The 487-nt window shown below is 63.7% G+C and carries 1 protein-coding gene; it reads right to left on the bottom strand.

Annotation, left to right across the window (positions count from 1 at the left end; genetic code table 11):
- Positions 1 to 487: IS4 family transposase (locus tag ACLHZ1_RS20600; protein WP_427263539.1), on the bottom strand; the 487-nt coding region annotated here is incomplete at both ends.

Raw genomic sequence — 487 nt, forward strand, 5'->3', positions numbered from 1 at the left:
GGACTGGTCTTGAGCTGCACCAGCGCATCCTGGCGCCCCAGCTTGCGCACCACCTCGTATTGGGTGCCCTTCTTGAGCGGCAGCAGCCAGTGCCGCTCACTGCCGGTGGTGTGCCAGGCGTGGAGCAGGCCAAGGGAGTAAAAGCCTTTGTCGAACAGGGTCAGCGAGTGGTCCGGTGTGCGCTCGATGAGCTGCTCGGCCAGCACCATCTCGTTGACGGCACAACTCTCCATCACGGCCTGAACCAGCAGATGGCTGGTCAGCTCCATCTGACAGAGCATGCGCACCTGGGGATAGGCGGTCTCGCCATGCTGGGTGCCGGGCTTGGCAAAGGCGGCGGCATTGTCCGAGGTATCGGGCGTGCGCCACATCACGCCATCGACGGCGAGCAGTTGCAGCCCGGCCCAACCGGGGTGATTGGCCTGCTGGTGCCAACCTGTGGCAGTCTCGTGAAACAGCCGCTCAATGCTCTTGTGGCCAAGCTTTT

Source organism: Aeromonas sobria, assembly GCF_050266975.1.
Classification (GTDB): Bacteria; Pseudomonadota; Gammaproteobacteria; order Enterobacterales; family Aeromonadaceae; genus Aeromonas; species Aeromonas sobria_B.